Source organism: Paenarthrobacter sp. CM16, from assembly GCF_013179505.1.
In the GTDB taxonomy this organism is placed as follows: Bacteria; Actinomycetota; Actinomycetes; order Actinomycetales; family Micrococcaceae; genus Arthrobacter.
Genome location: NZ_JABMCX010000354.1, coordinates 1 through 4,194, shown reverse-complemented (window position 1 = coordinate 4,194; position 4,194 = coordinate 1). Strand labels below are relative to the sequence as shown.

Here is a 4,194-nt window from a genome sequence, read left to right as displayed (position 1 = left end):
CCAAGCGGGGTCCCGGGGGAATCTGGATCTCTTCGAAGTCCAGCTTGCGCGTGCGCTCGGCTTCGGCAGCCATTTCCTCGTAGCGGGCCAGACGGGCCTTGGACTTGGTCTGGCGGCCCTTGGCGTTGGAGCGCACCCACTCAAGTTCCTCGGTCAGGCGTTTGGACAGCTTGGCGTCCTTCTTGCCCTGGACCTCGAGACGGGCCTTCTTCTTCTCCAGGTACGTGGAGTAGTTGCCTTCGTACGGGTACAGGTGACCGCGGTCCACTTCGGCGATCCACTCAGCTACGTGATCAAGGAAGTAGCGATCGTGGGTCACGGCAAGGACAGCACCGGGGTACTGGGACAGGTGCTGTTCGAGCCACAGCACGCTCTCGGCGTCCAAGTGGTTGGTGGGCTCATCGAGCAGCAGCAGGTCAGGCTTCTGAAGAAGGAGCTTGCAGAGCGCCACACGGCGGCGCTCACCACCGGAAAGGACAGTGACGTCGGCATCGGCCGGCGGGCAACGCAAAGCGTCCATGGCCTGTTCGAGCTGGGAGTCGATATCCCAGGCATCAGCGGCGTCGATGGCTTCCTGCAGCTTGCCCATCTCATCCAGGAGCGTCTCGTAATCCGCATCCGGGTTGGCCATTTCTTCGGAGATCTCGTTGAAACGCTGGATCTTGCCGTAGATTTCGCCTACACCTTCCTGGACGTTGCCCAGGACGGTTTTTTCCTCGTTCAGCGGCGGTTCCTGCAAGAGGATGCCCACGGTGTAGCCGGGGCTCAGGCGGGCCTCGCCGTTTGAAGGGGTGTCCAGTCCGGCCATGATCTTCAGGATGGTGGACTTACCAGCACCGTTCGGTCCCACGACGCCGATCTTCGCGCCAGGGTAGAACGACATGCTGACATCGTCCAGAATAAGTTTGTCGCCAACGGCTTTGCGAGCCTTGGTCATCGTGTAAATGAATTCCGCCATGCCCTTAAATCTAATGGCTAGGCCTGCTTAACTCACATTCGTGCCCTACGGCGTCGCTAGCGGGCGTCTCCCACGAAGCATTTACCGGTAGCAAGGACGGGCAGCACCGTCATTACCACTCCGCCCTCACGGATCTGCCCCATGACGCAGCTTTCTCCGGTCAGGGCCGCTGCTTCCAGGGCATCGACGTCCAGGCCCGTGGGCGTACGGCTGACAGAGACTTCTACGTTGGCCTTCGGGATCCCGGCGGAAACCAAGGCCGAGCGGAGCGCTTCCTGGTCCGGCTTGGGGTTGGCGGCAACGAGGCTTTTCAGCGTTGTTTCCATAGTTGTCGTCGTTGCGGCGACAGCCGGATCGACGGGCGCTGTGACCTGCCCGGTGGTGGAGGGCGTTATTCCCCCTTGAGCGGGGGACGCCGGAGTTGCCGTGCAGCCAGTCATCGTCACCAACGCGACGACCACCAGCAGCGACAATGCTGATGCGCCGAATCTTCCGGCCTTTGCTGACTTGCCGCCCATCGGCGTCGTTCCCCTGCTTATCACTTAGCCATTGTGCCATTCACGTGACGGGATGACCGGCGTAGCGTTCGGTTGAACAGGATTTACTTGTCCCTATTGAGGAACGGAGCCCACCATGGGTGAGCAAACCCCTGATGCCGTTGCATCGACCACCATCGCCGCCCCGCCTGAAAAAGTCTGGGAGGCACTCACGGACCCCTCCCTCATCAAGGAGTATTTCCTCGGCACCAACGTCACAACATCCTGGCGGGTGGGAGAGCCGATTACGTACTCGGGCGAGTACAACGGCACCGTGTATGAGGACAAAGGCATCATCCTTGCCTTCGATCCTCCGAAGCTGCTGAAGACCACGCATTACAGTCCCGCCTCGGGGCTACCTGACGTTCCCGGTAACCATCACACCGTGGAATACGACGTGGCCTACGCCGACGGCGGAACAATCGTGACCATCACGCAAGGCAACAATTCCAGTGCCGAAGAAGTTGCGCAGTCCACCGAAACCTGGGGGCTGGTGCTCCGGAATCTCAAGGAATTCCTTGAGTCCAAGCGTTAGAGGAGCATCCCCCTGGAATCGTGTCCAGGGGGATGCAGTGGTGCCCCAGGAGGGAATCGAACCCCCGACCGGCGGATTAGAAGGCCGCTGCTCTATCCCCTGAGCTACTGGGGCGCACTGACGCCGTCACCGCTGTGGGCGGCGGGGCGCCACAAAGAGTTTACAGTGCGATCGCGGTATGGCCAGCCACCTCCGCACCGCTGTCCTCCCGTCCTCCACAGGGGCCCATTCGCCGAGGTTATTCACATAGGCGAACGGGGCACTGCTCTGAAGGACCCTACTGGACGAAGCTGAAGGAGCCGGACAGGCACTTCCTACATCCAGAAGGACCATCAATGAATGACATGATCACCGTTCGGGGTTTCGTGGCCTCGGAGGTCAAGAGTTCCACTACTACCGGGGGCACGGCTACAGCGTCCTTTCGCCTGGGAACTACAGAACGACGTTACGACCGGGCGAACAACACTTGGGTTGATGGCAACACCAATTGGTACACCGTGCAATCGTTCCGGTACCTCGCCGGGCACGTGGGGTGCAGTATCAAAAAGGGGCAGCGCGTTTTGGTCGCGGGAAAGCTGCGGCTGAGGCAATGGGAACATGAAGGCCGCGTCTATCACGTGGCGGAGATCGATGCCGAATCCGTGGGGCACGACCTCATGTGGGGCTCTGCCAACTTCACCCGCATGAACGGCACCTCCGCGCCGGCAGACGCCGCAGCGGCCAACTCTGCAATACCGGAGGAAACCCTGTCCAGCCAAGCGCCGGGCAGCACCGGGAGCAGCAGCGAGTGGGGCGCAGAGGACGCTGAACAAGGTCCTCCCGAGGACGAGTCAGTGGCGGCCGGGATGGACGATCCCGATGGAACGGGCCCCATGATGGTGAACACCACCACAGGAGAGTTGGTGGGCGCAGGCGTTTGAACGAGCTGTTCCGGAGCAAGGGCGAACCATCCGGTGCCAGGGCCTGTGGTTCGCCCTTTTGCCCGGAAACACGCATCAGGCCGCCGTCAGGGCAGTCAATTGTTGCCTGGCCGCACCGTGGGATCGCCACAGTGGAGTATCCGATTTACGGCAGTGTCAGGATCATCGGGCCGTCCGCGGTGATGGCAACCGTATGCTCGCTGTGGGCTGCCCTCTGTCCGTTCGCCGATCGCAGGGTCCACTCGTCTTCATCGTGGTAGTAGTCGTCCTTGCCGCCCAGAATCAACATGGGCTCAATGGCAATAACCAGCCCTTCCTCGAGCTTCATGCCCCGGCCTGGACGTCCGATGTTGGGCACCGGCGGTTCGGCGTGCATGGTTCGGCCGATTCCGTGACCGCCGTGGTCGGCAAGCAACCCGTACCCTGCCCTTTTGGCTTCACCGCCAATGGCATAGGCGAGATCACCCATTTTGTTTCCCACCCGTGCTGCTTCAACACCCCTTGCAAGGGCGGCTTCCGTTGCATCAATGAGTTCCTGGTCCAAGGGATCACCGTCCCCCACGATGAAGCTGATGGCTGCATCTCCGCACCAACCTTCCAGAAAGGCGCCGCAGTCAACACTCAGGAGATCGCCGTCTTCAAGCACGTAGCCGTTCGGGATGCCATGGACCACAGCGTCATTGACGCTTGCGCAGATCACGCCCGGAAACGGCACGGCCGCCCACCGGGGGTGATAGTCGAGGAAAGCAGGCCTTGCCCCCGCGTCGGACATCACTGCCGCCGCGACGTCGTCGAGTTCCTTGAGGGAGACGCCCACTGCAGCGTGCTCCTTGACCGCTGCTAGTGCGTTGGCCACCACGCGGCCGGCGTCGCGCATCAGCTCTATCTGCTCGGGCGTCTTCAGCATTGACATCTAAGGTCCTCCGTTGCTGGGCATGCCTTGGGGTTCGCAGCCGGCTGCTGCCACTCTGCCACTCTACGACCCACCGGCGACGCCTGGGAGGCCTCCGGGCGATGTTGGGAGAACAGAGGACACGCGCCGGTCCTACAGTTGAGGCATGACCAAGGACCTCGTGGCGTTAATCCGCTCCTCACTCCGTGCGGCCGGTGACCCTGAACGGGCAATTGGTGCCCAGGCGTACATGAAGTCGGATATGCCCTCGCTCGGTGTCAGGGTTCCAGAGGTACGAAGCATTGCTAAAGCTGCAGCCAACGAAATACCTCCTACATCCCCGGCAGATCTGC

General features: G+C 61.6%; 6 protein-coding genes and 1 tRNA gene. 3 read left to right on the top strand and 4 right to left on the bottom strand.

The features are described from left to right. A partial coding sequence (locus HP499_RS21505; protein WP_172326143.1) for an ATP-binding cassette domain-containing protein occupies nt 1–958 on the bottom strand: 958 nt, incomplete at its 3' end. A gap of 56 nt (nt 959–1,014) precedes the next feature. After that, nucleotides 1,015–1,500, bottom strand: a complete 486-nt coding sequence (locus tag HP499_RS21500) for a DUF6993 domain-containing protein (protein ID WP_309138432.1) — start codon at nt 1,498–1,500, stop codon at nt 1,015–1,017. 91 nt (nt 1,501–1,591) lie between these two features. Between HP499_RS21500 and HP499_RS21495 the strand changes: the two genes are divergently transcribed. Then, complete coding sequence (locus tag HP499_RS21495) at nt 1,592–2,029, top strand: SRPBCC domain-containing protein (RefSeq protein WP_172326142.1); 438 nt, start codon at nt 1,592–1,594, stop codon at nt 2,027–2,029. Nucleotides 2,030–2,067: 38 nt separating this feature from the next. Here the strand turns inward: HP499_RS21495 and HP499_RS21490 are convergent. Further along, nucleotides 2,068–2,143: transfer RNA gene (locus HP499_RS21490), tRNA-Arg, on the bottom strand. Nucleotides 2,144–2,364: 221 nt separating this feature from the next. Here HP499_RS21490 and ssb point away from each other — a divergent pair. Next, nucleotides 2,365–2,949, top strand: coding sequence for a single-stranded DNA-binding protein (gene ssb / locus HP499_RS21485; protein WP_172326141.1), 585 nt, complete (start codon nt 2,365–2,367; stop codon nt 2,947–2,949). 145 nt (nt 2,950–3,094) lie between these two features. Here ssb and map read toward each other — a convergent pair whose 3' ends face one another. Further along, nucleotides 3,095–3,862, bottom strand: coding sequence for a type I methionyl aminopeptidase (gene map, locus HP499_RS21480; protein WP_172326140.1), 768 nt, complete (start codon nt 3,860–3,862; stop codon nt 3,095–3,097). A 145-nt stretch (nt 3,863–4,007) separates the two neighbouring features. Here map and HP499_RS21475 point away from each other — a divergent pair. Beyond that, a partial coding sequence (locus tag HP499_RS21475) for a DNA alkylation repair protein (RefSeq protein WP_172326139.1) occupies nt 4,008–4,194 on the top strand: 187 nt, incomplete at its 3' end.

Coding starts and splice junctions, on each gene's coding strand:
- HP499_RS21495 (WP_172326142.1), top strand. CDS start 1,592: ATGGGTGAGCAAACCCCTGATGCCGTTGCATCGACCACCATCGCCGCC.
- ssb (WP_172326141.1), top strand. CDS start 2,365: ATGAATGACATGATCACCGTTCGGGGTTTCGTGGCCTCGGAGGTCAAG.
- map (WP_172326140.1), bottom strand. CDS start 3,862: ATGTCAATGCTGAAGACGCCCGAGCAGATAGAGCTGATGCGCGACGCC.